Source organism: uncultured Thiodictyon sp. (assembly GCA_903837595.1).
Taxonomy (GTDB): domain Bacteria; phylum Pseudomonadota; class Gammaproteobacteria; order Chromatiales; family Chromatiaceae; genus Thiodictyon.
This window is the reverse complement of the sequence record CAILVI010000404.1, coordinates 1-3,516: the sequence shown is the minus strand read 5'-3', so window position 1 is coordinate 3,516 and position 3,516 is coordinate 1. Positions and strand designations below refer to the sequence as shown.

Here is a 3,516-nt window from a genome sequence, read left to right as displayed (position 1 = left end):
GATTCTCTTCCTCGAAGACGGCCACCTGCCGATCGACAACAATCGGGCCGAGAATGCCATTCGGCCATTCGTCGTCGGACGCAATTATGTGCAGCTCCGGATTATGTGCAGTTGCCGGTTCTACGACGACCGCGTCACTTTGATACCACGAGTGTTTTCGTCTGCGGCAGTCGCCCCTGCTGCGCATAACACTGTGGGTACCCGTAGCACTCCCGATGACGGAGGGTACCCATGTCAGAACAACTTGTTGACGATTTTTGTTCGTACCTGGCCACGCGGGGGCACCGGCCCAGAACGCGACACCAGTACGCGGCGGCGGCGGCCCACTTCCTCGGCTGGCTGGGCGGGCAGCCGCCCGATCGGCAGCAGATCGACGCCCAAGCGGTACACGCCTTTCTCCACGAGCACCTGCCCGCTTGCCGCTGCGCACCGCCGAACTCGAAACATCGCAAGAGCGTCCGTGCCGCGCTGAACCGGCTGCTGGCGATGGGCGGCGAAGCGCGCCTGCGCCCACGAAGTCCGCCGTCCAGTCCTGACATCGAGGCCATGGTGGCGCGCTTCGATGCCTACCTCCTCACGGTGTGCGGTTTGGCCGATGCGACGCGGTGGTACCGCCGCCGTTACGCGCGCGCCTTCTTGGCTGCACAGTTCGGGGACGGATCGGTCACGGTTGGCCGAATCACCGCCGACGCCTTGATCGGGTTCGTGACCGAGCAGGCGCGCGGTAAGCGACCCGGCAGCGTCGGCGTTCTGGCCGACTCATTGCGCAGCTTTCTGCGCTTTCTTCAGCTCGAAGGGGAACTGCTGGCCGACCTGACGGGTGCGGTACCGACGCCGCCACACTGGTCGCTCGCGCCGCTGCCACCCGGCCTGAGCGAGGTGGAGCTCGCACGCTTCTGGGACGCCTTCGATCGCGCGACCGCGCTGGGTCGCCGTGACTACGCCATGGCCCGCTGTCTGGCCGATCTGGGTCTGCGGTGCCAGGAGGTGGCCGCATTACGTCTCGACGACATCGATTGGCGGACGGGGGTCGTGCATCTGGTCCCCGGCAAGAGCCGTCGGACCGCGCAGTTGCCGCTGCCCCCGTCGACTGGTGCGGCCGTGGCCGATTACCTGCGCCATGGGCGACCCACGACGCCGAGTCGGGCGATCTTTGTCCAGCACCGCGCACCGGTGGGCGAGGCCGCCGCCAAGACCACGGTGCGGGGCGCGATCCGCCGGGCCTTCGCGCGCGCGGACCTGCCGTGGTCTGGGACCCATATTCTGCGCCACACCGCCGCCGCACGGATGGTCCGGGGCGGCAGTTCACTGAAACTCGTGGCCGACGTGCTGCGCCATCGCAGCATCGACACGACCGCGATCTACGCCAAGGTGAACCTTCCCGAACTGGCGCGCGTGGCCCTGCCCTGGCCGGGGAGGTCGCTATGAGCTACTGGTCGACCATGCAGGAACGGGTCGCGGCCTATCTGACGGCACGCCGTCGGTTGGGGTATGCCCTGCGCATTGAGGGTGAGCAGTTGCAGCGCTTCGCCCAGTTCGCCGATGCCCGCGGGCACGGCGGCGCCATCACGACGTCGTTGGCGCTGGAGTGGGCCGGTGCCTCTACGCGCAGCGGCCCGATTGGCCGGGCCCGCCGGTTGGAGGTGATCCGTCCCTTCGCCAAGTTCTGTGCGCCGTTCGAGGCAGAAACCCAGATCCCACCGGCCCATGCACTCGGATCGGCCCATCGCCGGGTCCCACCCCATATCTATAACGAGGAGGAAATTGGACAACTGCTGGCAGCGGCGGGGGAACTGGTGCCCCCGCAGGGGCTGCGCCCGTCCAGCATGCAGTGTCTCTTGGGGCTGCTGGCGGCCACGGGGTTGCGCGTGTCGGAGGCCCTGCACCTGCAGCGCGCGGACGTGGACCTGGAGCGCGGTGTGTTGTGCGTACGCCAGACCAAGTTCCGCAAGTCCCGGTATGTGCCCTTGCACCCCACCACCAGCGCCGCGCTGAGCGCGTATGCGCAGTTGCGCGACCGGCGCTTGCCGCTGAGTCGCGAACCAGCCTTCTTTCTGCGCGATGACGGTCGCCCCCTGGGCGACGCTCAAGCACGCTATGCCTTCCAGTGCATCCGTACCCGACTCGGATGGGACCGGCAACCCGGGCGCCGGCCCCGACTCTATGACCTGCGACATACCTTCGCCTGCCACCGACTGCTCGCCTGGTACCAGGAAGGCATTGATCTGGCCCAGGCCGTCCCGCTGTTATCGACCTATCTGGGGCACGCCAAGGTCACCGACACCTATTGGTACCTCACCGGCATCCCGGCGCTGATGGCCATCGCCGGGGAGCGCTTCGAGCGCCTGGCCCAGTGCGACGACGCGCAGGTGACACCATGAACGCGGCACAACGTCCGACCGATCTGGCCCGCCTGCTCCAGGCGTTCTTTTGCCAGTACCTCATGCAGCAGCGTGGCGCGAGTCGTCAGACCATCAATGGATATCGGGATACCTTTCGGTTATTGCTACGGTTTGCCGAAACCCAGTGCGGCAAATCCATCGGCGAGTTGGCCCTGGCGGATCTGGACGCCGAGCTGGTGCTGGCATTTCTCGAGGACCTGGAAACCCGTCGGCATAATACCGCCCGCACCCGCAATACCCGGCTCGCCGCCATCCATGCCTTTGCGCACTATGCCGGTCTGCAAGAGCCGGCGGCGCTGCCGGGAATACAGCGGATCTTGGCGATCCCGGCCAAGCGTTTTGATCGGCCCATGGTCGGCTTCCTGTCCCGCACGGAGATTGAGGCGATCTTGCAGGCGCCGGACGGGCGCACCTGGAGCGGGCAGCGTGACCGCGCCTTGCTGACGACGATGTACAACACCGGCGCCCGCGTATCGGAGTTGGTGGCAGTGCGGCGCGTGGACTTGGAATGTGAACGTTGCCAGGCCCTGCATCTGCACGGCAAAGGCCGCAAGGAACGGGTGGTGCCGCTGTGGGCGCGGACGACGAAGCTTCTGCGCGACTGGCTAGCGCGCATCGCACCGGAGCCTCAGCAGCCGCTGTTTCCGAACCGTCAGGGGCAACCGATGACCCGCTCCGGGGTCGCCTCGCGTCTGGCGCGTAGCGCGTGGACCGCCAGTGCTGGCTGTCCCTCGCTCAAGGATAAGCGGGTATCGCCACACTGCGTGCGGCACACCACCGCCATGCATCTGCTCCAGGCCGGGGTGGACCTGACGGTGATCGCCCTGTGGCTGGGGCACGAGAGCATCGAGACCACCCACCAGTATCTGGAAGCGGACTTGCGGATGAAAGAGCAGGCGCTGGCCACCCTTCAGGCACCGCCCACCGACCAGCCGCGTTTTGTGCCGTCACCGACCCTGCTGGCCTTCCTGGACGGCCTCTGATTATGCGCAGGTGGGGCTGTCGCGGCGGCGCCGACCGGGGCCGTAAACCCAAGCGAATCCGCCAGTTGCCTCCCCGGAAGTCGGGGCGGCTGGCGGAACTGCACATAATCCGGAGCTGCACATAATTGCGT

3 protein-coding genes and 1 pseudogene are annotated in these 3,516 nt (G+C 66.9%); all 4 read left to right on the top strand.

The annotated features are described in order from the left end of the window. Position 1: 1 nt before the first annotated feature. Positions 2–49, top strand: a pseudogene (locus tag QZY44_RS35935) (hypothetical protein); the annotation flags it as partial. A gap of 182 nt (positions 50–231) precedes the next feature. Continuing rightward, entirely contained in the window at positions 232–1,428 is a 1,197-nt protein-coding gene (locus tag QZY44_RS24100) for a site-specific integrase (protein ID WP_295454040.1), read from the top strand. After that, the gene (locus QZY44_RS24095) at positions 1,425–2,381 is read left to right on the top strand and encodes a tyrosine-type recombinase/integrase (protein ID WP_295454037.1); all 957 of its coding nucleotides are present in this window, start codon (positions 1,425–1,427) and stop codon (positions 2,379–2,381) included. The genes QZY44_RS24100 and QZY44_RS24095 overlap by 4 nt, the downstream gene beginning before the upstream one ends. Then, positions 2,378–3,385, top strand: coding sequence for a site-specific integrase (locus QZY44_RS24090; RefSeq protein WP_295454034.1), 1,008 nt, complete (start codon positions 2,378–2,380; stop codon positions 3,383–3,385). Before QZY44_RS24095 ends, QZY44_RS24090 begins: the two co-directional genes overlap by 4 nt. Positions 3,386–3,516 lie beyond the last annotated feature (131 nt).

Excerpts from the sequence above, each read along its gene's own strand:
- QZY44_RS24100 (WP_295454040.1), top strand. The coding sequence starts at position 232 with ATGTCAGAACAACTTGTTGACGATTTTTGTTCGTACCTGGCCACGCGG.
- QZY44_RS24095 (WP_295454037.1), top strand. The coding sequence starts at position 1,425 with ATGAGCTACTGGTCGACCATGCAGGAACGGGTCGCGGCCTATCTGACG.
- QZY44_RS24090 (WP_295454034.1), top strand. The coding sequence starts at position 2,378 with ATGAACGCGGCACAACGTCCGACCGATCTGGCCCGCCTGCTCCAGGCG.